The organism is Mycobacterium malmoense (assembly GCF_019645855.1).
Taxonomy (GTDB): domain Bacteria; phylum Actinomycetota; class Actinomycetes; order Mycobacteriales; family Mycobacteriaceae; genus Mycobacterium; species Mycobacterium malmoense.
Window position 1 is genome coordinate 369,152 of the sequence record NZ_CP080999.1, and the last position, 22,453, is coordinate 391,604.

General features: G+C 68.4%; 19 protein-coding genes and 2 pseudogenes. 13 read left to right on the forward strand and 8 right to left on the reverse strand.

The annotated features are described in order from the left end of the window. Positions 1-29: 29 nt before the first annotated feature. The gene (locus tag K3U93_RS01730; protein ID WP_083010696.1) at positions 30-731 is read left to right on the forward strand and encodes a YoaK family protein; all 702 of its coding nucleotides are present in this window, start codon (positions 30-32) and stop codon (positions 729-731) included. Here K3U93_RS01730 and K3U93_RS01735 read toward each other — a convergent pair. The 4 genes and pseudogenes from K3U93_RS01735 to K3U93_RS01750 all read right to left on the reverse strand — a co-directional run bounded on the left by K3U93_RS01735 (position 724) and on the right by K3U93_RS01750 (position 4,867). Further along, entirely contained in the window at positions 724-1,827 is a 1,104-nt protein-coding gene (locus K3U93_RS01735) for a phosphodiester glycosidase family protein (protein WP_176219974.1), read from the reverse strand. The two genes, K3U93_RS01730 and K3U93_RS01735, sit on opposite strands and share 8 nt — an antisense overlap. Positions 1,828-1,912: 85 nt before the next feature. Beyond that, entirely contained in the window at positions 1,913-3,271 is a 1,359-nt protein-coding gene (locus K3U93_RS01740) for a YhgE/Pip domain-containing protein (RefSeq protein ID WP_083010695.1), read from the reverse strand. 36 nt (positions 3,272-3,307) lie between these two features. Beyond that, a pseudogene (locus tag K3U93_RS01745) lies at positions 3,308-4,029 on the reverse strand (pirin family protein). A 10-nt stretch (positions 4,030-4,039) separates the two neighbouring features. Beyond that, on the reverse strand, positions 4,040-4,867 hold the full coding sequence (locus K3U93_RS01750; protein WP_083010694.1) for a MarR family transcriptional regulator: 828 nt from the start codon (positions 4,865-4,867) through the stop codon (positions 4,040-4,042). 116 nt (positions 4,868-4,983) lie between these two features. On the opposite strand from K3U93_RS01750, the gene K3U93_RS01755 reads away from it, so the two are divergent. Next, on the forward strand, positions 4,984-6,117 hold the full coding sequence (locus K3U93_RS01755; RefSeq protein WP_083010693.1) for an NAD(P)H-dependent amine dehydrogenase family protein: 1,134 nt from the start codon (positions 4,984-4,986) through the stop codon (positions 6,115-6,117). On the opposite strand, the gene K3U93_RS01760 is transcribed toward K3U93_RS01755, so the two are convergent. Then, positions 6,094-7,515 carry an alpha/beta hydrolase domain-containing protein gene (locus tag K3U93_RS01760; RefSeq protein ID WP_083010692.1) on the reverse strand — a complete coding sequence of 474 codons (1,422 nt, stop codon included), beginning with the start codon at positions 7,513-7,515 and terminating at the stop codon, positions 6,094-6,096. The two genes, K3U93_RS01755 and K3U93_RS01760, sit on opposite strands and share 24 nt — an antisense overlap. Positions 7,516-7,540: 25 nt before the next feature. Further along, a pseudogene (locus K3U93_RS01765) lies at positions 7,541-8,628 on the reverse strand (sigma-70 family RNA polymerase sigma factor). Between K3U93_RS01765 and K3U93_RS01770 the strand changes: the two are divergent. From K3U93_RS01770 to K3U93_RS01795, 6 genes are all read left to right on the forward strand, one after another. Beyond that, positions 8,576-9,415, forward strand: coding sequence for an alpha/beta hydrolase (locus K3U93_RS01770; protein WP_071508790.1), 840 nt, complete (start codon positions 8,576-8,578; stop codon positions 9,413-9,415). The pseudogene K3U93_RS01765 and the gene K3U93_RS01770 overlap by 53 nt on opposite strands. 203 nt (positions 9,416-9,618) lie before the next feature. Further along, positions 9,619-10,368, forward strand: a complete 750-nt coding sequence (locus K3U93_RS01775; RefSeq protein WP_071508791.1) for a DUF2786 domain-containing protein — start codon at positions 9,619-9,621, stop codon at positions 10,366-10,368. Continuing rightward, the gene (locus tag K3U93_RS01780; RefSeq protein WP_083010690.1) at positions 10,365-10,874 is read left to right on the forward strand and encodes a TIGR04338 family metallohydrolase; all 510 of its coding nucleotides are present in this window, start codon (positions 10,365-10,367) and stop codon (positions 10,872-10,874) included. Before K3U93_RS01775 ends, K3U93_RS01780 begins: the two co-directional genes overlap by 4 nt. A 47-nt stretch (positions 10,875-10,921) precedes the next feature. Next, complete coding sequence (locus K3U93_RS01785; protein ID WP_083010718.1) at positions 10,922-12,991, forward strand: glycoside hydrolase family 3 protein; 2,070 nt, start codon at positions 10,922-10,924, stop codon at positions 12,989-12,991. Between the two features lie 115 nt (positions 12,992-13,106). Beyond that, positions 13,107-13,766, forward strand: coding sequence for an O-methyltransferase (locus tag K3U93_RS01790; protein ID WP_083010689.1), 660 nt, complete (start codon positions 13,107-13,109; stop codon positions 13,764-13,766). 134 nt (positions 13,767-13,900) lie between these two features. Beyond that, entirely contained in the window at positions 13,901-14,332 is a 432-nt protein-coding gene (locus K3U93_RS01795; protein ID WP_083010688.1) for an SPW repeat protein, read from the forward strand. A gap of 81 nt (positions 14,333-14,413) precedes the next feature. On the opposite strand, the gene ilvD is transcribed toward K3U93_RS01795, so the two are convergent. Further along, a complete protein-coding gene (gene ilvD / locus K3U93_RS01800; protein ID WP_071508795.1) occupies positions 14,414-16,129 on the reverse strand; it encodes a dihydroxy-acid dehydratase in 1,716 nt (571 codons plus the stop codon). A gap of 139 nt (positions 16,130-16,268) precedes the next feature. Between ilvD and ricR the strand changes: the two genes are divergently transcribed. The 3 genes from ricR (at position 16,269) to K3U93_RS01815 (ending at position 19,059) form a co-directional block, all read left to right on the forward strand. Further along, on the forward strand, positions 16,269-16,559 hold the full coding sequence (gene ricR, locus K3U93_RS01805) for a copper-sensing transcriptional repressor RicR (protein WP_083010687.1): 291 nt from the start codon (positions 16,269-16,271) through the stop codon (positions 16,557-16,559). 124 nt (positions 16,560-16,683) lie between these two features. Continuing rightward, positions 16,684-17,934, forward strand: coding sequence for an MFS transporter (locus K3U93_RS01810; protein WP_083010686.1), 1,251 nt, complete (start codon positions 16,684-16,686; stop codon positions 17,932-17,934). A gap of 117 nt (positions 17,935-18,051) precedes the next feature. Continuing rightward, a complete protein-coding gene (locus tag K3U93_RS01815; RefSeq protein ID WP_083010685.1) occupies positions 18,052-19,059 on the forward strand; it encodes a L,D-transpeptidase in 1,008 nt (335 codons plus the stop codon). Between the two features lie 87 nt (positions 19,060-19,146). Here K3U93_RS01815 and K3U93_RS01820 read toward each other — a convergent pair whose 3' ends face one another. Continuing rightward, positions 19,147-21,132: a M13 family metallopeptidase gene (locus K3U93_RS01820; protein ID WP_083010684.1), complete on the reverse strand. Its 1,986-nt coding sequence runs from the start codon at positions 21,130-21,132 to the stop codon at positions 19,147-19,149. A gap of 42 nt (positions 21,133-21,174) precedes the next feature. On the opposite strand from K3U93_RS01820, the gene K3U93_RS01825 reads away from it, so the two are divergent. Together K3U93_RS01825 and K3U93_RS01830 are read left to right on the forward strand one after the other, a co-directional pair. Continuing rightward, a complete protein-coding gene (locus K3U93_RS01825; protein ID WP_083010683.1) occupies positions 21,175-21,771 on the forward strand; it encodes a hypothetical protein in 597 nt (198 codons plus the stop codon). Next, positions 21,768-22,451, forward strand: coding sequence for a hypothetical protein (locus K3U93_RS01830; RefSeq protein WP_083010682.1), 684 nt, complete (start codon positions 21,768-21,770; stop codon positions 22,449-22,451). The genes K3U93_RS01825 and K3U93_RS01830 overlap by 4 nt, the downstream gene beginning before the upstream one ends. The last annotated feature ends 2 nt before the right edge of the window (positions 22,452-22,453 follow it).

The window sequence follows — 22,453 nt, forward strand, 5'->3', positions numbered from 1 at the left end:
GCGAACTCTGCTGAAAGACATTGCATCCCATGGCCGTTACCTCGCCGGTTGCCGAGCGATTCACCGTCGTGGCGCTGCTGTTGCTGACCTTTGCGACCGGTTTGGCCGACTCGATCAGCATCCTGGTCCTTGGCCACGTCTTCGTGGCCAACATGACCGGCAACGTGATCTTTCTCGGCTTCTGGCTGGCGCCGAGGACCAGCATCGACCTGACCGCCGTCGTCATGGCCCTGCCCACCTTCGTCGGCGCCACCATCCTCGGGGGCCGGCTGACACGGTATTTCGGTGAGCGGACGCGGCGCTGGCTCACCACGGTTTTCGGGATCGAGATCGCGCTGTTAACGGGGCTGTCGATCCTGGCGGGCATGGGCGTGCTGCGCTATGACGACGACACCAAGCTCATCGTGATCGGCATCCTGGCGGTGACATTCGGCCTGCAGCACTCCACCGCCCGTCAATTCGGGATCCAGGAGCTCACCACCACCGTGTTGACGTCGACCATCGTCGGCCTCGGCGTGGACAGCCGGCTGGCCGGCGGCACGGGCACCCGCGAAAAGCTGCGTGCCAGCGTGGTTTTCACCATGTGCGCCGGCGCCCTGGTCGGCGCGACGATGTCACGATTCGTCGTGGCGCCGGTGTTCGCGGTCGCGGCGACGGTGGTGGCGGCCAGCCTGCTGATCTTTCTGTTCGGGCCGGCCAATAGCAAAAGCCCTGCGGGCGTGGCTAGTTGAAGGCCAGCCAGCTGGGCAGCGCCCGCTCGTGCGAGTCGCACAAAACCTGGCGGGTGTCGCACGATCCCCTGGGCGACCCGGCACCGGCCCACATGCCCCCGGTGTCGCGGCGCAGCACAATGGCCGACGACCCACCGCCGTCGAGCAGCACCGCGGTGTCGCTGCCCAGGCCGCGGAACAGGTCCTGAATGTTGTCCGGGGTGTAGCTCCCGCCCTCGAAGACGTACATCTCGTCCTTTTGCTTGGCGTAGGCCAGGGCCGTTCGCGCCGCGCTGGGGCCGCCGTCGTGAAGCTGTCCGGTGTTGCCGGGAGCCAACAACCCGATTCCGGATACCGCGACGAACCTCTCGTTCTTGTTGAGCAAGTCCTGGACCACGGGGGTGGCGGCGTCGTAATCCTTCTTGCCCCGCGGCCAGACCACGTACGGCGCACCGCCCGAGGGCAGGATCATCGTCGTCAGCGCGCTCCAGCTCTCACCTCCACCGGAGAGGCCTTGTTTGCCGGGATACGCGACGGTGCCGGTGACCGCCTGGTTGGCCCGGCCCTGGCCGTGGGTGTTGTCGACGAAGGCGCCCAGCGGCGAACTGCAGCCGGTCTGGCGCCACGAGCCGGCCTTTTGCGGCCGAATGTCAAAGAAGTTGGCGTTGATCGCGATCGTCGGCTGCCCCATCCGCTGCCACGCCTGCAGCGGCGGGTAGATCTCCGACGCCTGCCACAGCCCCTCGCCGGTGCGGGCCCCGGGATTGTGCTCGCAGCGCGCCTGATCACCCCGGTGGCTGTCCACCAGCAGGTGCGGCGCAAGGCGTCCCGCCGCGTTCTTGATGATCATCAGATGGCCGCCGTTGTTCATCTCGTACCAGCCGCCGCCGGCATTGAGCATCGGCGTGGGGTGGCCGGGCCCGAAGTTGTAGACCAGGTACGAACCCCGGGTGGCGTTGATGGCGTTAGCCAGCAGATCCCGTCCGTCGGCGGCGTGGGCGACGGGCTGTCCCGCGGTGCACGCCAGCGTCACGCATGCGACCACGGCGGCGCAGCAGGCCACCAGCCGGCGCAAGCTGGCAGTTGAGGTCGGCACGGTAGCCCTTCCGGCACTGATCTAAACGCAACACTCACAGCATCAGTCACACAAACCACACTGTCAACTTTGATAACAAACGCATGACGCTTGAGCCGCGCCGGAATTACGTTTGCTCGCTTGCACTTTCGCGCTTGCTCTGGCGGGCCTGGTGTTGCGCTTGATGTTCCATGGCGATCGCCATCTCGACCGCCCCCTGGATCCGGTGGAAGCCCTTGCGGTCGTAGAGGTGCGTGACGATGCCCCCCAGCAACAGGCCGATGACCAGGCCGACCGTCGTCATGAGCAGCGCCTGGGACAACCCGGTTCCCGCGTGGCCGTTGAGGTAGAGCAGCGACCGCGTGCCCAGGAACACCTGGTGCATCGGCTCGAACTCGGCCAGCCAGTGAAAGAACGGCGGCGTCGCCTCCAGCGGGACGGTGGCGCCGGCCGACGGCAACCCGAGGATCACGAAGATCAGCATGCTGACCAGCAGCCCGCCCGTGCCCAGCACGGAGAGCAACGAACTGGATGTGATGCCGACCGCGACGATCGCGAAGACCCCGTACGCCCACAATTGCCAGCCGAGGTCGATGGGCATGCCGAGGTCGTCGGCAATCGCCAGGTAAACCAGCGACGTGAGCAGCGCCAGCAGCACCATCATGGCCCATTTGAGCAGCAACGTCTGGAATCGCGAGATCCTGACCTGCTCGGCGAAGCGATACACCGGGCCGAATTCTGCCGGCACGTAGCCGAGCAGCGCATCCACCAGCGTGCTGACCACGATGCTGCCGGTAAATCCCGCCAGCAACAGCAAAAGCGCGTAATAGAACGCCGACAGCCCGTTGCCGGTGCCGTTGGGCAAGGGGTTGTAGACGGTCGACTTGATGTCGATCGGGCTGGCGATCCCCGACTGCGACGCCCCGGCCAGCGGCGCCCCGCCGGTCTGCGCCGCGACTTCCGCCGTAAGCCGTTGTCCCACTTTGCCATTGACCACGGCCATCGCCTGGGTCAGGGTCTGGCCGGCGATGCTGGAGCCCAGCGTGCCCGCCCGCGGGTTGGTCGAGATCGTGATCGCCGGCCGCTCCGCACGGGTGGGCTCGACCGCGCTTGCCCCGAACTCGCGCAGCGTCGACGAGAAGGTCGGCGGTATCAGGGCCGACCCGTAAACCTGGGCCCTGTCCAGCAGCCGGTGGGCCTCGTCATGGGTCACCACCCGGACGTCGAACTTGTTCTTGTCCAGCCCGGCGACCAGGCCGTCGACGATCTGGGCGCCCGTCGGTCCGGCGTCCTCGTTCACCACGGCGATGGGGAAGTGCCGCAGGTTGGTCATCGGGTTCAAGATGCCCCCGAGGTACAGCGCGCACAGCGCCGACATCAGCGCCAGGGTGATGACGAGCGGCGCCACCCAGAATCGTACGGTCCGAATTGCCTTGATGTTCCGCTTGGGGTTCGGCGCCGCGTGCCGCGGCTGCGCTTGGGACATGCGGGCTCCTGTCTGTCGTGCCCACTCTATGCGGCCTCAGTCGCCCAGCTTTGCGTGCATCTCCCAGATCAGCAGTTCCGACGGCTCGATTGCGGTCACCCGCCGGCCGTCGGTGTCGGTGAACCGGACCGCGTCACCCTCGTCCAGGTCGCCGACGCCCTCGCAGGTGAGCCGGCCGCGCGCGACAAATAGGTGCAGGTAGGGCGCGGCTGGCAGGCTCACCGTGTCGCCGGGCCGCAGCCGCGCGCCGTGCAGCGCCGCGCGGCGGTTGTGCAGGGTGACGGCCGCGTCATGGCCGGGCATGCCCGAGGCGATGGTGACCAGGTTGCCGCCCAACAGTTCCTTGTCGACCTCGTGCTGTTGGTAGCTCGGGGAGATGCCGGTCTCGTCGGGGATTACCCACATCTGCACGAAACGGACCGGCTCCGTCGCTGAATCGTTCTTCTCCGAGTGCAGGATTCCGCTGCCGGCCGACATGCGTTGGGCCAGACCGGGATAGACGATTCCGTGATTGCCGGCGGAATCCTGATGTGTCAGTTCGCCATCCAGCACCCAGGTGATGATCTCCATGTCCCGGTGCGGATGGGTATCGAAGCCCGCAGTTTTACTCGGTCGTCGTTGTTGACCAGGAGCAGCCCGTGGTGGGTGTTGTGCGGATCGTAGTGGTCGCCGAACGAGAACGAATGCCGGGATTCCAGCCAGGATGTCGTGGTGACGGCCCGGTCGGTCGCACGCCGGATCTGCACGGTGGCGGGCATGAACCCCAGCCTAATGGCCCGCCCCGGCGGTGAGCAGCCCCTGCGCGTGCAGCAGCGCGGCGTCGAGCGCGGCCAGGGTCAGCCCGGCCGAGCGACCCAGGTGGATCTCGATTTGGTATTCCGGCTGGCCGTCCTGCCCGAAGATCGGCAGGACAACGAATTCCGTTGCAGCCACCTCGGTTTCGAGCGTATCGGTGACGGACTGCAGCGTCACCATCGTCATCAGGGTGGTGAGCTGGCGGGTCACCTGCGCGGTCGGCTCGAGCGATGCCAGCACGTCAGACAACCGGTTGTGCAGCGATTGGTGGGTGTCGTCGAACCGCCATGCGCCGTAGCCGCGGGCGCGGATATCGGCGAGGACCCGCTGATGCTGGGTGATTTCGGTGCGGGTCAGGCGTGGCATCACTCGGTGCAGCCAGGCTTGGACGAAATCCGCGTCGCGCCAAGCCATCGCGACCAGGCCGAATGGCGGGTCGATGGGGAAGCGCTGGCCGACGGCGTGCTCGCCGTCGGTGCCGTGGCCGACCGCGTCGACGGTGGTGAGGTGCCGGCCGCCGATCTTCGACATCGAGCAGCCGGCGTCGAGCGTATCGTGCAGGAAGCGCAGCGCCTCACGCCCGCGGTCCAGCAGGGGGAACTGCGTCCGCAGGCCGTGCACCAGGCCGAACAATCCGCTACCCAGCACGTAGCGGCGGTCCTCGAGCCGCGTCACCCAGGCGCGCCGTTCCAGTTCGGCCAGCACCAGGGCACAGGTCGAGGTGCTGATCCTGCAGGTCTTCGCCAGCTCGGCCGATGTCCGCCCGTTCGGTGAATCCGCCAGGGCAGCAAGCACATCCATCACGCGGCCGGTCGGCGGCGACTTAACGGTTGACGCGGCGGTTGACGTAGCCACGATCACCTCCTTACGATCCGTCCAAAAGCTCAGAATAGATGTCCTAATCTTAGGAGACTTTGGTGTTCAAGGTGGGAGTTTGGGGTCCTGGTTCCATGGGCGTGATCGCCCTGCGCGGGGTGATCGACCATCCGGAGCTACAACTGGTCGATGTCGTCGTGCACAGCGATGCCAAAGCGGGTCGCGACGCGGGTGAGCTGTGTGGCATCGCGCCGGTCGGGGTGGTGGCCACGCAGGACCCGGCGGCGATGCTCGCCGGCGACGCCGACGCGGTGGTGTATGCCGCCGGCGCCAACCTGCGGCCGCTGGAGGCCGTGCAGGACATGGTGTCGATCCTGCGGGCCGGAAAGAACGTGGTGTCGTGTTCGGTGGTGCCGCTGGTCTTTCCCGACGCCGTCGACGCGGCGTTCACCGATCCGCTGCGGCAGGCCGCGCTGGACGGCGGCGTGTCGTTCTTTACCACCGGCATCGACTCCGGATTCGCCAATGACGTTCTGCCACTGGTGCTTTCGGGTGTCTCTCGGGTCATCGAGTCGATTCGGGTGACGGAGATGTTCAACTACGCGACCTACCCGGACCGGTCCGCCGTCTACGAGATCCTTGGATTCGGCAAGCCGCCGGAGTACCAGGCGTTCGCGGCCCAGCCGGGAATATTCACCTTCGGCTGGGGACCCGTCGTGCACCAGCTGGCCGCCGGATTGGGCGTCAAGGTCGACAACATCGAGGAGAGCAACGAGCGGGTGCCGGCCGCCGAGTCCTTCGACACGCCAACGGGTCACATCGAGGCCGGGACGATCGCGGCGATGCGTTCGACGCTGACCGGTCACGTCGGCGGCAAACCGACATTCGTCATCGACCACGTGACGCGGATGCGCGACGACATCGCTCCGGATTGGCCGCAGCCGCACATCTCCATCGAGCCCAAGGACCTGGGCTACGGGTTGGCCTCGGGCCGTGGACTTTACCGTGTGGAGATCGAGGGTTCCCCGAGCATGCGGTGCGAATTCGAGATGGCCGAGGACCACGACCACGACCTGGGCGCGCGTGTGGCGGGCGCGTCGCGGATGGTTAATGCCATCCCGGCGGTGTGCGCGGCACCGCCCGGTCTGCTGTCCGCGTTGGACCTGCCGCTGATCACCGGGGCTGGCCTGGTCCGCCCGGTGCCAGGGCCGTCACCGGATAGCCGCCTGTTCTAACGGGGGATACGTCGCGGCGGCGAGCTGAAGGATCTCCTCACGGTCCGCCGGCAGGATGAACCCGGCGCGGATCGCCGCGTCGAGCGCGGCCGTAAAACGTGACAGGTACTCATCAGCCCCGTTCGGGTAGAGCCGGCTCAACGTGGCGGCGTCAAAGGGCTCACCGGAGCCGAAGATCGCGGACATGATGCTCTCTTCGCCGCCGAGACCAGAGGTCCGGGCGATCGGCACGTCCACCCATGGGGTTCTGACTCCACCCTCGGCAAGTCCGTTGTTATCCAGAATGGGTTGGGGCCCAGCGCCTTCGCGGACCTTGATGGGCTCGGCGGTGTGCGCTGGCTCGCCGGTTCTCACCCATTCGTTCAAGGCGGCGACCGCCGCCTGCACCACATAGTGATGTTGTGGGGCGAAGTTAATGTAGTGCGCCAGTTGCTGTCCCATCAGCATGTTGGTCGGCGCGTAGGCCGCCACGATGGCGTCCAGCGGCGCAGAGCCGCTGTCGATCGGGGCTACTTGAATCGTGTAGTTGTCGGCATGGGCGGCGCCGGGGATCTCCCAGACCCGCAGCCGCGGGTTGTCCGGCTGCCGCGCGGAGTAATAGCCGTGATCCGCGCCGCCGAAGAGGTCGGTTTCGGTGATGATCGTCAGCAGCGGGACGCGCAGGTCCGGGCGGAACTTGACCGCTTGCGACGTACCGAGTCCATCGAAGATGGAAGCGCCGTCCAGCGGTGCGGCAGAAGCGAATCGGGAATGCACGAGAAAGCCGTCATAGGTGCGGGCCAGGGGATCGACGGCGTTGATGTAGGTCGTCAGGAACATGGCCGACTGAGACTCGCCGAGGGCGACGACGTGTCGCGGGCGCAGGCCGCGCAGGACGCCGTTGCGCTCGGCGCCTTCGACGAGCCTCCCGATCTGGGAAAAGATGTCATAGCAGAAGGCGTCACCGGGATGGCCTAGGGACGCATAGCGTTTCGGGTCCTGGCTCTTCAAGGACATGTCCGCGCCGAGCAGACTCGCACCGCCCTCGATCCCGACCCGCTGAGCCGAGACCGCAACGTATGCGTAGCCCGCGCGCACTATTTCGCGGTGTGCCATCATCCACACGGCCGGAGCGTCGATTCCGCCGCTCACATTGAGCCATTCGACGAGTGCCGTTCCGTTGAACCGTGCCGGATCGGCAGGGGTCAACGCCACCATCCGAGTAGTGTAATCGGCGGTGCCGGAAGTCGTTACGTTCCAACGACCGTCGGGACTCGGCCCGTTTTCAGGGGTGTAGGACGATGCCGTCCCGGAAACGAAGAACTCCTCGGCAACATAACCGACGCTGCCGATGTCAAAGGCGCCCAACAGCAGAAGCGGCTTGCCGTGCACGGGTACAACGTTGGTGCCATCCGTCATGTGCTGCGCATCCTTGACCCCGGTCTCATAACGAGCTAGGCAACCCGAATTTGGGGAACAACGTATCGTCGAGGAACGCCACCACACGTGACACCCCGTCGTCGCGCACGTCCAGCACGTGCAACTGAAACGGCACGTGCACGTCGCCGGCACGCATGTACATGGCCGCGCCGGGCTGACCGTTGGCGACCAGCGGCAGCAGGCGCATGTCGCCGGCGGACTCGGCCGGGCACTGCTGGTGAATCAGGGTGATGATGTCTTGCGCGCCCCGATACCAGCCGACGTACGGCGGCATTTCCCAGACCGCCTCGGCGGTGAATAGCTCCACCAAGCGGTCGATGTCGTAGGACTCGAACGCGGCGATGTAGCGGTCCAGCAGGTCCCGCGCCTCCGGCGAATCCGGTGCCGCCAACCGGTCGTCGGAGCTGGGCCCGACGGCATCCAGCTGGGAACGGGCCCGCTGCAGCAGGCTGTTGACGGCGGTCGTGGTGGCGCCGATCGCCGCGGCGACTTCGGCGGCCTTCCACTGCAGCACGTCGCGCAGCAGCAGAACCGCCCGTTGCCGGGGTGAAAGGTGTTGCAGCGCAGCGACAAACGCCAGCCGCACCGACTCACGCGATCCGACGATGACGGAAGGGTCGGGCAGGGGCTCCAGCCAGGGCACCTCGCGGCGTTCCACCAGTTCCGCGGTCGGGTCCGCGCTCGATCCCCCCAACCCGGTCGGCAACGGCCGGCGCTGCCGGCCCTCCAGCGCGCTCAGGCAGGCGTTGGTAGCGATGCGGTGCAGCCAGGTCCGCATCGACGACTTGCCCTCGAAACGGTCGTAGGCCTTCCAGGCCCGCAGCAGCGTCTCTTGCACCAGGTCTTCCGCGTCGTGCACCGATCCGGTCATCCGGTAGCAGTGCGCGAGCAGTTCACGACGGTACGGCTCGGCGTGCGTCGAGAAGTCTCCGCCGGCCGCCGGGTCGCCTTCGGAGTTTTGCGCGAGAAGGCTCACCCGCACGAGCGTACGCAGTGTCTGGCAACGCGACCCGGATCGGCAGCCACTACGCTGCCCGTAATGACCACCACCCGCACTGAACGGAATTTCGACGGTGTCGGCGGCGTGCGCATCGTGTACGACGTCTGGACGCCGGACGTTGCGCCACGAGCGGTGGTCGTGCTGTCGCACGGGCTCGGCGAGCATGCCCGCCGCTACGACCACGTCGCGCAGCGCTTCGGTGAAGCCGGGCTGGTCACCTACGCGCTGGATCATCGTGGGCACGGCCGCTCCGGCGGCAAGCGGGTGCTGGTGCGGGACATCTCCGAGTACACCGCGGATTTCGACACCCTGGTCGGCATCGCGACCCGGGAGCACCCCGGCCTCAAGTGCATCGTGCTCGGGCACAGCATGGGCGGCGCGATCGTGTTCGCCTACGGCGTCGAACGCCCGGACAACTACGACATGATGGTGCTGTCGGGGCCGGCCGTGGCCGCCCAGGATCAGGTGTCGCCGCTGCTGGCGTTGGCCGCCAAAGTGCTCGGCGTTCTGGTGCCCGGTCTGCCGGTGCAGGAACTCGACGTCGACGCCATATCCCGGGATCCCGCGGTGGTGGCGGCCTACAAAACCGACCCGCTGGTGTACCACGGGAGGGTCCCCGCCGGCATCGGCCGCGCGCTGCTGCAGGTCGGCGAGACCATGCCGCGGCGGGCACCGGCGTTGACCGCGCCGCTGCTGGTGGTGCACGGCGCCGACGACCGGCTGATCCCCGTGGCCGGCAGCCGCCGCCTTGTCGAGTGCGTGGGATCGAGCGACGTCACGTTGAAGGTCTATCCCGGGCTGTACCACGAGGTCTTCAACGAGCCGGAGCGCGACCAGGTGCTCGATGACGTGGTCTCCTGGATCGTGAAACGGCTCTGATCTGCTATGAACGACGTGTCGTACCGCTCCCGTAGCTTGGCGCCATGACCCGCGCCGGCGACGATGCGGTGCGAAGCAACGGGGAGGAGCGGCGCAGATGACCGACGCCGGCGACGATGCGGTGCGAAGCAACGGGGAGGAGCGGCGCAGATGACCGACGCCGGCGACGATGCGGTGCGAAGCAACGGGGAGGAGCGGCGCAGATGACCGACGACAAAATGCTGGCCCGCATCGGCGCGCTGCTGCGCCAGGCCGAAGGCACCGACAACCCGCACGAGGCCGACGCCTTCATGGGCGCCGCGCAACGGTTGGCGACGGCGGCCTCTATCGACCTGGCGGTGGCGCGGTCTCATGCGGCCAACCGCTCGCCGACGCAGGCCCCGATGCAGCGGACGATCACCATCGGGCCGGCGGGGACCAAGGGGTTGCGGACGTATGTGCAGCTTTTCGTGCTGATCGCTGCGGCCAACGACGTGCGCTGCGATGTGGCGTCGAATTCGACGTTCCTCTACGCGTACGGGTTCCCCGAGGACATCGACGCCAGCCACGCCCTGTACGCCAGCCTGGTTGTCCAGATGGTGCGGGCCTCGGACGCCTACCTCGCCTCGGGCGCGCACCGGCCCACCCCGACGATCACCGCCCGGCTCAACTTCCAGCTGGCCTTCGGCGCCCGCGTCGGTCAGCGGCTGGCCGAGGCCCGCGACCAGGCCCGGCGCGAGGCCACCGAGGACCGCCGTCGTCCACCGGGCACCGCTATCGCCTTGCGGGACAAGGAAGTCGAGCTGCACGACTACTACCGCGGCGCGTCCAGGGCGCGCGGCACCTGGCGGGCCAGCAGCGCCACGGCCGGATATTCGTCGGCGGCGCGCCGCGCCGGTGACCGGGCCGGCAAGAGGGCGCGGCTGGGCAATAGCCCCGAACTGCCCGGGGCGCGGAGCGCGCTCCGCGGGTGACTCCGGGGGATTCGCTACGGGACTCTCAGCGCGCGAGGGTCTATGCGGCCGAGGAGTTCGTCCGGACGCTGTTCGGCCGGGCCGCCGAACACGGATCACCCGCCGTGGATTTTTTCGGCACGCAGCTGACGCTTCCGCCCGAGGGCCGATTCGGGTCGGTCGCCTCGGTACAGCGCTATGTCGACGACGTGCTTGCGCTGCCGGCGGTGCGGCAACGCTGGCCGGACGTGCCGCCGCTGCGGGTGCGGGCGCGGCGGGCGGCCACCGCGGCGCACTACGAAAACCATGATGGCGCAGGCGTTATCGCGGTTCCCGATCGTGACTCCGCCGACTGGGCGCTGCGCGAGCTGGTGGTGCTCCATGAGGTGGCGCACCACCTGTGTCAGGCGCAGCCGCCGCACGGTCGGGAGTTCGTCGCGACGATCTGTGGGCTGGCGGAGCTGGTGATGGGGCCGGAACTGGGGCACGTGCTGCGTGTCGTGTACGCCAAGGAGGGCGTGCGGTGAGCCAACTAGACGACCCCGACGCCCGGGCGTGCGAGATCGAAGCCCAGATGACCGACGACGAGCGATTCTCGCTGCTGGTCGGGGTGATGGGGGCCAGCGAACTGTGGCCGCTGCGGGATGAGCGCATCCCGCCGGGCGTTCCGATGAGCGCCGGGTATGTGCCCGGGATTCCGCGGCTCGGTGTGCCGGCGCTGCTGATGAGCGACGCCGGCCTCGGCGTCACCAACCCCGGCTACCGCCCGGGCGACACGGCCACCGCGCTGCCCGCCGGGCTGGCGCTGGCCGCCGGTTTCGACCCGTCGCTGGCCCACGCCGCGGGTGAGGTGATCGGTCGAGAGGCGCGCGGCCGCGGGTTCAACGTGCAGCTCGCGGGCGCAATGAACCTCGCCCGCGACCCGCGCAACGGCCGCAACTTCGAATACCTTTCCGAGGACCCGCTTTTGACCGCGGCGATGGCCGCGGAATCGGTCACCGGGATACAGCGGCAGGGCGTCATTTCGACGGTCAAGCACTACTCGCTGAACTGCAACGAGACCAACCGGCACTTCTTGAATGCGGTCATCGATCCCGACGCGCATCGCGAATCCGATCTGCTGGCCTTCGAGATCGCCATCGAGCGCTCGCGGCCCGGCGCCGTGATGACGGCCTACAACAAGGTCAACGGCGCCTACGCCGCCGCGAACGACGCCTTGATCGACGAGGTGCTGAAAGGCGCCTGGGGATATCGCGGTTGGGTGATGTCGGATTGGGGCGCAACGCCGAGCTGGGAATGCGCTCTGGGCGGCCTCGACCAAGAATGCGGTGCGCAGCTCGACGCGCTGCTGTGGGGGTCGGAGGCGTTCGGCGAGAGCCTGCGGGCCGCGCATGCCGACGGCAGGCTGCCCAATGAGCGCCTGTCGGACATGGTTCGGCGGATTCTGCGGTCGATGTTTGCGGTCGGAATCGACCGGCGCGAAGCGGTGCCGGCGCCGGATATGGACGCGCACAACGAGATTGCCTTGCAGATCGCGCGGCAGGGCATCGTCCTGCTGACCAACCGCGGGGTGCTGCCCCTGGGGCGCGAGTCGACCGCGCGCATCGCCGTGATCGGCGGCTACGCACACCTGGGCGTTCCGGCCGGCTACGGCTCGAGCGCCGTCGTTCCCCCGGGCGGCTATGCGGCCGTGATCCCGATCGGCGGCCCGGGCCTGGAGGCGGGCCTGCGGAATCTGTACGTGCTGCCGTCGAGCCCGCTGGAGGAGTTGCGAAAGCAACTTCCCCACGCGCACATCGAATTCGATCCCGGCGTCGGCCCGGCCGAGGCCGCGCTGGCGGCGCGGCGGGCCGACGTCGCGATCGTGTTCGCGCTCCGCGCCGAAGGGGAGGGCTTTGACGGCGCCGGCCTGTCGCTGCCGTGGGGCCAGGACGCGCTGATCACCGCGGTGTCCGCCGCGAACCCGAATACCGTTGTGGTGCTGGAGACCGGGAACCCGGTGGCCATGCCGTGGTTGGGCTCGGTGAACGCCGTCGTGCAGGCGTGGTACCCGGGTCAGGCCGGTGGCCGTGCCATCGCGGAAGTCCTTGCCGGCCAGGTGAACCCGTCGGGCCGGCTGCCGATCACCTTCCCAGTCGATCTCGGCCAGACGCCGCGTCCGGAGCTACCCGACCTCGGCGCGCCGTGGGGGACGCCGACCACGGTCGACTACTTCGAGGGGGCCGACGTCGGCTACCGCTGGTTCGCGGCGACCGGCCAGGCACCGCTGTTCGCGTTCGGGCATGGCTTGTCCTACACCGGGTTTGAGTACCGCGATCTGGTCGTCGGCGGCGGTGACACCGTCACCGCGAGCTTCAGCGTCGTCAACGTCGGCGACCGCGGCGGCGCCGACGTCCCGCAGCTGTATCTGACCGCGGTCCCCGGCGGGCAACGCCTACGGTTGCTGGGATTCGAGCGGGTCGAGCTGGAACCGGGCGCCACGCGCCGGGTGACCATCGAGGCGGATCCACGCCTGCTTGCCCGCTACGACGCGAGCACCTGGCGCATCGCACCGGGCGGTTACACGGTGGCGGTCGGCACCTCGGCGATCACGCCGCGGCTGTCGGCCACGGTCGAGCTGACCGGCCGCGCGTTCGGGCGGTGATCGGCTCGAGCGGTAAGGCCCGAACGCAGTACCGGACCGGGTTGAGCTCTCCTATGTCGTGGCCGTTCCGCTACAGGCCGGGCCGAGGCGGGCGCGCCCGGCTAGCGTTGGCGGCATGACCGACAAACCAACTCCGCAAGACGTCGACGCTTTCTTGGACAGCACAGTGGTTGGCGACGATCCGGCATTGACCGCGGCGCGAGAGGCCAGCGACGCGGCCGGGCTGCCCCCGATCGCCGTATCGGCGCAGCAGGGCAAGTTCCTGTCCCTGTTGGCCGGGGCGATCCAGGCGCGCCGCATCCTCGAGATCGGCACGCTGGGTGGCTTCAGCACCATCTGGCTGGCGCGCGGCGCCGGACCGCAGGGCCGGGTGGTGACGCTGGAATACGAGCCCAAGCACGCCGAGGTCGCGCGAGCCAACCTGGAGCGCGCCGGCGTCGCCGACCGGGTGGAGGTGATCGTCGGCGCCGCGCTGGACACGTTGCCGACGCTGACCGGTGGCCCCTTCGACCTGGTGTTCATCGACGCCGACAAAGAAAACAATGTCGCGTATCTGGAGTGGGCGGTCCGGCTGGCCCGCCCCGGCTCAGTCATCGTGGTGGACAACGTCATTCGCGACGGCCAGATCCTGGAGCCGGAGTCCGCTGACGCCCGGGTGCGGGCGACGCGCCAGACGCTGCAGGTGATGGGCGAGCACCCTCGGCTGGACACGTCGGTGATCCAGACCGTCGGGGCCAAGCACTGGGACGGTTTCGCGTTCGCGGTGCTGCGGTAGCGGGCCCGCCGAGGCCCGATTTTCGTTGCTGGCGCGCGGCATTCGGGCGTAACCTTGACGGCAGATGGATGGTTGCGACGGGCCCGCAGTGCTTGTTGCGCAACGGGCTTGCCGCGTAACAGAAAGGTTGCGAAATGAGTACAGTCCATTCATCAATCGATCACCACCCCGATTTGTTGGCTCTGCGCGCCGGCTACGAGCGCGCCGCCGAGTCGATGAGCGCGCACGTCACCTTCGGCCTGGCCCTGCTGACGGGCCTGTATGTGGCTGCCTCACCGTGGATCGTCGGGTTCAGCGCGACGAGATCCCTTGCCCGCTGCGACTTCATCGCCGGGATCGCGGTCGCGGTCTTGGCGTACGGGTTCGCGGCGGCACTGGACCGCACGCACGGGATGACGTGGACGCTGCCGGTGCTCGGCCTGTGGATCATCGTCTCGCCGTGGATTCTGCCGGGCCTCGCGCTGACCGCCGGCATAATCTGGTCGAACGTCGTCGCCGGCGCGGTGGTGACCCTTTTGGGCATGACCGCCACCTACTTCGGCATGCGCACACGCGCCGCCACCTAACCCCCTTGGCGCGAGCGTGCGCAGAATGCCGCCGCTAGCCGGCGTGTCGTGTGCAGACACGCACGCTCGCGCCGAGAAAAGTCAGCCGCAGACTGCGCCGGTCGCGGCCGAGCCGACCAGCTTGACGTACTTGGCCAACACGCCCGTCTGGTAGCGCGGCGGGGGTGGGGCGAAACCCTTTCTCCGCGCTTCGAATTCGGCCGGGTCGACCAGCACGTCCAGCGCGGCGCCCTTGACGTCGAGCCGGATGCGGTCGCCGTCTCGCAGCAAGGCGATCGGCCCGCCGTCGACCGCTTCCGGGGCGATGTGTCCCACGCAAAAGCCGGTCGTCCCGCCGGAGAACCGGCCGTCGGTCAACAGCAGAACGTCCTTGCCCAGACCCGCGCCCTTGATGGCGCCGGTGATAGCGAGCATTTCGCGCATCCCGGGGCCGCCCTTGGGGCCTTCGTAGCGGATCACCACGGTGTCGCCCTTGGCGATGGTGCCGTCTTCGAGGGCGTCCAGGGCGGCCCGCTCGCCGTCGAAAACCCTTGCCGTGCCTTCGAATATGTCGGAGTCCAGGCCGGCCGTCTTGACCACCGCCCCCTCGGGCGCCAGTGATCCGCGCAGGATGGTGATGCCCCCAGTCGGGTGAATGGGGTTGTCCAGCGCCCGCAGCACCTTGCCGTCCGGGTCGGGCGGGGCAATGGCGGCGAGATTCTCGGCCACGGTCGCACCGGACACGGTCAGGCAGTCACCATGCAGCAGGCCCGCGTCCAGCAGCGCCTTCATGACCACCGGCACGCCGCCGATGTGGTCGACGTGGGACATGACGTGGCGGCCGAACGGCTTGACGTCGGCCAGGTGCGGCACCTTCGACCCGATCCGGCTGAAGTCGTCGAGGGAGAGCGCGACGTCGGCCTCGTGGGCGATGGCCAGCAGGTGCAGCACCGCGTTGGTCGAGCCGCCGAACGCCATCACCACCGCGATCGCGTTCTCGAACGCCTCCTTGGTGAGGATGTCGCGGGCGGTGATGCCGTGCCGCAGCAGCTCGATGACGGCCTGACCGCTGCGGCGCGCGAACCCGTCGCGGCGGCGGTCGGTCGCCGGCGGCGCCGCGCTGCCCGGCAGGGACATGCCGAGCGCCTCGGCGGCACAGGCCATGGTGTTGGCGGTGTACATGCCGCCACAGGCCCCCTCGCCGGGGCAGATCGCCCGCTCGATGGCGTCGACGTCCTCCCGCGGCATCAACCCGCGAGCGCACGCGCCCACCGCCTCGAAGGCGTCGATGATGGTGACCTCGCGCTCGCTGCCGTCGGAGAGTTTGGCGACGCCCGGCAAAATGGAGCCCGCGTAGAGGAACACGGCCGCCAGGTTCAGCCGTGCCGCGGCCATCAGCATCCCGGGCAAGGATTTGTCGCACCCGGCCAGCAGCACCGAGCCGTCGAGGCGCTCGGCCTGCATCACGGTTTCCACGCTGTCGGCGATCAACTCCCGGGACGGTAGCGAGAAATGCATCCCCTCGTGGCCCATCGAGATGCCGTCGGAAACCGAGATCGTGCCGAACTCCAGCGGGTAGCCGCCCGCCGCGAACACCCCCTCCTTGACCGCCATGGCGAGTCGTTCCAGGGAGAGGTTGCAGGGCGTGATCTCGTTCCATGACGACGCCACCCCGATTTGCGGCTTGGCGAAGTCCTCGTCTCCCATGCCGACGGCCCGCAACATGCCGCGGGCGGCGGCCTTCTCCAGGCCGTCGGTGACGTCACGACTACGCGGTTTGATGTCGGTGACTGGAGACGAATCGGTGGTTATGGCCATCCTGCAAGTATGCGCGGGCCGATCGCGCCGCAAATGCGCGGGGTCATACCCCGCCGGGGTATGAGGTAGACTCGGCGCACGCGGGATCGACGACGCGAGGCCTCGAGGCAGACGCGCAGCGGGAAGGTTTGGCACGGAAATGACGACCACACACGGGTATTCGCAGCAGAAGGACAATTACGCCAAGCGGCTGCGGCGCATCGAGGGCCAAGTCCGTGGCATCGCACGGATGATCGAAGAAGACAAATACTGCATCGACGTCCTCACCCAGATCAGCGCCGTCAACAGCGCCTTGCGTTCGGTGGCGCTGAACCTGCTCGACGAGCACCTGAGCCACTGCGTGACCCGCGCCGTGGCCGCGGGCGGCGACGACGCCGACGAGAAGCTTGCCGAAGCCTCCGCCGCCATCGCGCGCCTGGTTCGCTCCTGACCACCGACTTTGTCGATAGGCGTGTTGAAACGAAAATTTGGGTGAACCCGCCGCTGCAGTGCGTACGGTAAGAACAGTGTGATCGGGCGGGGAACTACAACCCGCCGATTCCACAACCGACGCCATGACCGCCGAAACCGCAACCGCCACCACCGCCGCGCGAACGTGGACGCCACGGGTCGCGGCGCAGCTGGCGGTGTTGGCGGCGGCGGCCTTTACTTATGTCACCGCCGAGATCCTGCCGGTGGGGGCGCTGTCGGCGATCGCGCGAAACCTGCACGTCAGCGTGGTCCTGGTGGGAACCCTGTTGACGTGGTACGCGCTGGTGGCGGCCCTGTCGACGTTTCCGCTGGTGCGCTGGACGGCGCACTGGCCGCGCCGGCGCGCGTTGGTGTTCAGCCTGGTCTGCCTGACCGCCTCCCAGCTCATCTCGGCGCTGGCACCCAACTTCGCGGTGCTGGCCGGCGGGCGGGTGCTCTGCGCGGTCACGCACGGCCTGCTGTGGTCGATCATCGCCCCGATCGCCACCCGGCTGGTGCCGCCGAGCCATGCCGGCCGCGCCACCATGTCGATCTACATCGGAACCAGCCTGGCGCTGGTGATCGGCAGCCCGCTCACGGCCGCGATGAGCCTGATGTGGGGCTGGCGGCTGGCCGCGGTCTGCGTCACCGTCGCCGCGGCCGTCGTCACCGTCGCGGCCCGGCTTTTGCTGCCCGAGATGGCGCTCAGCGCCGACCAGCTCAAATGCGTGGGTCCGCGGGCGCGTCACCATCGCAATCCCCGGCTGATCATCGTGAGCCTGATCACCATGGTCGGCGTCACCGGCCATTTCGTGTCATACACCTACATCGTGGTGATCATCCGCGACGTTGTCGGCGTGCGCGGACCGAATCTGGCCTGGGTGCTGGCGGCCTATGGCGCCGCCGGGGTGGTTGCCGTCGGGCTGGTGGCCCGGCCCCTGGATCGCCGCCCCAGGGGAGCCATCATCGTGTGCATGGCGGGGTTGACGGCCGCGTTCGTGGTGCTGACCGCGCTCGCGTTCGGCGGCCGGACCGCCGCGACCCATTACTCGATGGTGCTGATCGGGGCGGGTGCGATCGTGTTGTGGGGCGCGATGGCCACCGCCGTGTCGCCGATGATGCAATCCGCCGCGATGCGCAGTGGGGCCGACGATCCCGACGGCGCTTCGGGCCTGTACGTGACGGCGTTTCAGGTGGGCATCATGGCCGGCTCGCTGCTGGGCGGGCTGCTCTACGAGCGCAATGTTGCGCTGATGCTGACGGCCTCGGCTGCGTTGATGGGTGTCGCGCTGGCCGGCGCCGCGGTCAACCGGCAGGTGCTGGACGTTGCCACGCTGAGCTCACGCAATTCATAGCTGCGCAGGTCAGTGGCGTGAATCGCACCGCCGGCCGGCCCGCCGCCGGCCTGCGACGAGATAGCTGGCACCAGCGCTATGCCACACTGTTTCCAGAAAGTGACGGGAGGGGTGCATATGTCGGGCTGGACGAGGGGAAGCGTCTTCGCCGCTCTGCGGGCAGCCGGATTGGCTTCGGTGTTGGGCGGGGTGCTGGTGCTGGGTGCGGGCCCCGCGCTGGCGGATCCGGACCCGGCGCCCGGCGATCCCGGGGCGGTTGCCGCGCCACCCGGCCCGCCCGCGCCGCCGCCCGACCCGTTGGCGGCGCAGCCTCCCGCCGACCCGCTGGCGCCGCCGCCGTTCGCTTTCCCCGGGGCGCAACCGGTGTTCGCGGGCCCCGCCGCCGGGCAGAACCCGACGCCGTTCACGGGCACGCCGCCCTTCGGGCCGCCGTCGTTCGTCCCGAAGAGCGGCTCGACGGTGGGGGTGGGTCAGCCGATCATCATCAATTTCCCGGGGCGCGTCGATGACGCCGGCGCGGCCATCGACGCCGTGCACGTCTCGTCGGTCCCGCCGGTGCCCGGCAAGTTCTATTGGATGACCCCGACCCAGCTGCGCTGGCGGCCGTTGAGCTTCTGGCCCGCGCATACCGCCGTGACGGTTGACGCCGGCGGCACGGTGTCCAGCTTCCAGACCGGGGACACCCTGATCGCCACGGCGGACGACGCGACCCACCAGCTGACCGTCACGCGCAACGGCACCGTGGAAAAGACCATCCCCATGTCGATGGGCATGTCGGCCGGTAATCACCAAACCCCCAACGGCACCTACTACGTGCAAGAGAAGATGCCCTCGGTGGTGATGGATTCGTCTACCTACGGGGTCCCGGTCAACTCGACATACGGCTACAAGGTGACCGTCGACCTGGCCGTCCGGTTCGACAATGTCGGCGACTTCGTGCACAGCGCCCCGTGGTCGGTGGACGATCAGGGTAAGCGCGACGTCAGCCACGGCTGCATCAACATCAGCCCCAGCAATGCGAAGTGGTTCTTCGACAACTTCGGCGCCGGGGATCCGATCATCGTGAAGAACTCCAGCGGCGGCGACTACAAGAAGAACGACGGTTCCAACGACTGGCAGACCTAGCCTGCCGCTACTGGCGAGCAGACGCAGAATCGCACGCCGCCAAGCGGATTCGTGCGATTCTACGTCTGCTCGCGAGGGGACGCGACCCTAGTTCCAGATGCGGACCCTGCGTTGGGGGTCCAGGAATAGCGCGTCGCCCTCGGCGACGCCGAAGGCGTCGTAGAAGGCGCCGATATTGCGGACGACGCCGTTGCATCGGAACTCCGGCGGCGAGTGCGGGTCCACCGCCAACCGCCGGATCGCTTCTGCCTCACGTGATTTGGTTCGCCACACCTGAGCCCAGCCGTAGAACACGCGCTGCACGCCGGACAGACCGTCGGTCACCGGTGCACGCTGACCGCCAAGCGACAGCTGGTAGGCCAGCAGCGCGATGGACAACCCGCCCAGGTCGCCGATGTTCTCCCCGACGGTGAACGCGCCGTTGACGTGGTGCCCGTCGCCCAGCCCACGCGGCACGAAGCCGTCGTACTGCTCGATGAGAGCCTTTGTGCGGGCGCCGAACTCGGTGCGGTCGTCGTCGGTCCACCAGTCGACCAGGTTGCCGTCGCCGTCGTACTTGGCGCCCTGGTCGTCGAAGCCGTGCCCGATCTCGTGTCCGATCACCGCGCCGATCCCGCCGTAGTTGGCGGCGTCGTCGGCCTCGGCGTCGAAGAACGGTGGCTGCAAAATGGCTGCGGGGAAAACGATTTCGTTCATCCCCGGGTTGTAGTAGGCGTTGACGGTCTGCGGTGTCATGAACCATTCGTCGCGGTCCACCGGGCCGCCGAGCTTGGCCAGCTCGCGGTCGTGGTTGACCGCGTAGCCGCGTTGGTAGTTGCCGTAGAGGTCGTCGCGGTCGATCACCAGCTTCGAGTAGTCGCGCCACTTCGCCGGGTAGCCGACCTTGGCGGTGAACTTGTCCAGCTTGGCCAGCGCGCGCTGCCGGGTCTGCGGCGTCATCCAGTCCAGTTCGCCGATGCTGACCCGGTATGCCTCTTGCAGGTTGTCCACCAGGGCGTCGATGCGCGCCTTGGCGCCCGGCGGGAAATGCCGCTGCACGTAAAGCTTTCCGACGGCATCGCCCATCAGGCCCTCCACCAGCGACACCCCGCGCTTCCAGCGGTCCCGGATCTGCTCGGCTCCGGTCAGCAGGCGGCCGTAGAAGTCGAAGTCCGCGGCGATCAGGTCGTCGGTCAGCCAGGGGGCGCGGGCGCGGATCACGCGCCAACGCGCCCAAGACTTCCAGGCGTCGAGGTCGACGCTCTCCCAGAGCGCGGCGAACGCGGTGAGGTAATCCGGTTGGCGCACAACCAATTCCGCGAGGGCATCCGGAGTACCGCCGAGCGCGGTCACCCAGCCGGTCCAGTCGAAGCCCACCGCATCGGTCTGCAGCTCGGCGAAGGTGCGCAGGTTGTACGTGAGGTCGGCGTCGCGGCGCTTGACCACATCCCAGTGCGCGGCGGCGAGCTTGCTCTCCAGCTCCACGATCCGCGCCGCGGTCTCGGCGTGATCGCGTGTGTCGCCGCCGAAGACGAGGTCGAACATCCGCGCGATGTGTCCCGGGTACGCCGCCAGCACCTGGGCGTGCCGCTCGTCGCGGAAATACGATTCATCGGGCAATCCGATGCCGGACTGGGCGAAGTGCACCAGGTAACGGGCCGAATCCTTGGCGTCGGTGTCCACATACAGCGCCACGCCGCCGCCCACCCCGGTGCGCTGCAGGGCGCCCAACGCCGCGGCCAGCTTGACAGGGTCGGCCGCGTCGTCGATCAAGGCCAGCTCGTCGTGCAGCGGTTGCAGGCCCCTGCGTTCGACGGCCTCCTCGTCCAGGAAGCTGGCGTAGAGGTCGCCGATGCGTCGTTGATCCGTGCCCCCTGGCGCGCCTTCCTGGCTGGCTTCGACGATCAGGTCGCGCACCTGCTCTTCGGCCCGGTCGAACAGGTCGCGGAAGGCGCCGTCGGTCGCCCGGTCCGGGGGTATCTCGTATTCGGCCAGCCAGCGGCCGTTGACATGGCCGAACAGGTCGTCTTGGGGTCGGGCGTTCGCGTCGACGTAGCTCAGGTCGATGCCCGATCGGATGGCCTCAACTGTCACCCCGCCATCCTTCCATCTTCTTTTGGGTGCGACGATCTGGCCATGTCTGACGGCGAGCCCACCGAGCCACCGACCGGCGGGATCTTTTCCCACTACGGCATCGCGTCGACGGTCCTCGGCGCGCTGTCGGTCGCCGCGGTCTCGCTCGGCGCGACCGTCTGGTCCGCGCACCGCGACGAGGCGGGCGAACGCGCCTACCTGACCCGCGTCATGCAGGCCGCGGCCGACTGGACGGGTGTGCTGATCAACATGAACAGCGGCAACATCGACACCAGCCTGCAGCGGCTGCACGACGGGACCGTCGGCGAGCTCAACACCGACTTCGACGCGGCCATGCAGCCCTACCGGCAGGTGGTGCAGAAGCTGCAGTCGCAAAGCGCCGGCCGGATCGACGCGGTGGCCATCGAAACGGTGCGCCACGACCCGGACACCCAGCCGGAGGGCGTAAGGCCTCCAAGAGAAATAGTCACCACCACGCTGCCGCCGTTCGCCAGCCGGATGGACGCGGTGATGTTGGTCGCGACGTCGGTCAGCGAGAACGCCGGCGCCAAGCCGCAGACGGTGCACTGGAGCTTGCGGCTCGACGTCTCCGACGTGGACGGCAAGCTGATGATCTCCGGGCTGGAATCGATCCGATGAGAAACCTGTGGCGGCTTTTGGCCTTCGACATCGTGGCGCCGCTGGCCGCGATCGCCGCGCTGCTGGCGATCGGAGTGGTGCTCGGCTGGCCGCTGTGGTGGGTGTCGGCCTGTTCGGTGCTGGTGCTGCTGATCGTCGAGGGCATGGGCGTCAATTTCTGGCTGCTGCGCCGCGATTCGGTCAGCGTCGGCACCGACGACGACGCGCCGGGGCTGCGCCTGGCTGTGGTCTTCCTGTGCGCGGCCGCCCTGTGCGCGGCGGTGCTGACCGGGTTCACGCACTGGACGAGGCCGGACCGCGACTTCGACAAGGATTCCCGAGAGGTGGTCCGGATCGCCACGGGGACGGCCGAGACGATGGCGTCGTTCACCCCGGGCGCCCCGACAACCGGCATCGACCGGGCCGCCGCGATGATGGTGCCGGAGCGGGCGGCCGCGTTCAAGGAGCAGTACAACAAGTCCAGCGCCGATCTGGCCCAGCACAACGTCACCGCACAGGCCACCACGTTGGCGGCCGGCGTCGAGGCCCTCGGGCCGTCGGCGGCCAGCGTGGCCGTGATCCTGCGGGTAACCCAGACCGCGCCCGGCCAGCCGGCCAGTCAGGCGGCGCCCGCGCTGCGGGTGACGCTGACCAAGCGCGGCGGCGACTGGCTGGTGTCGGATTTGGCGCCGGTCCGCTAGCG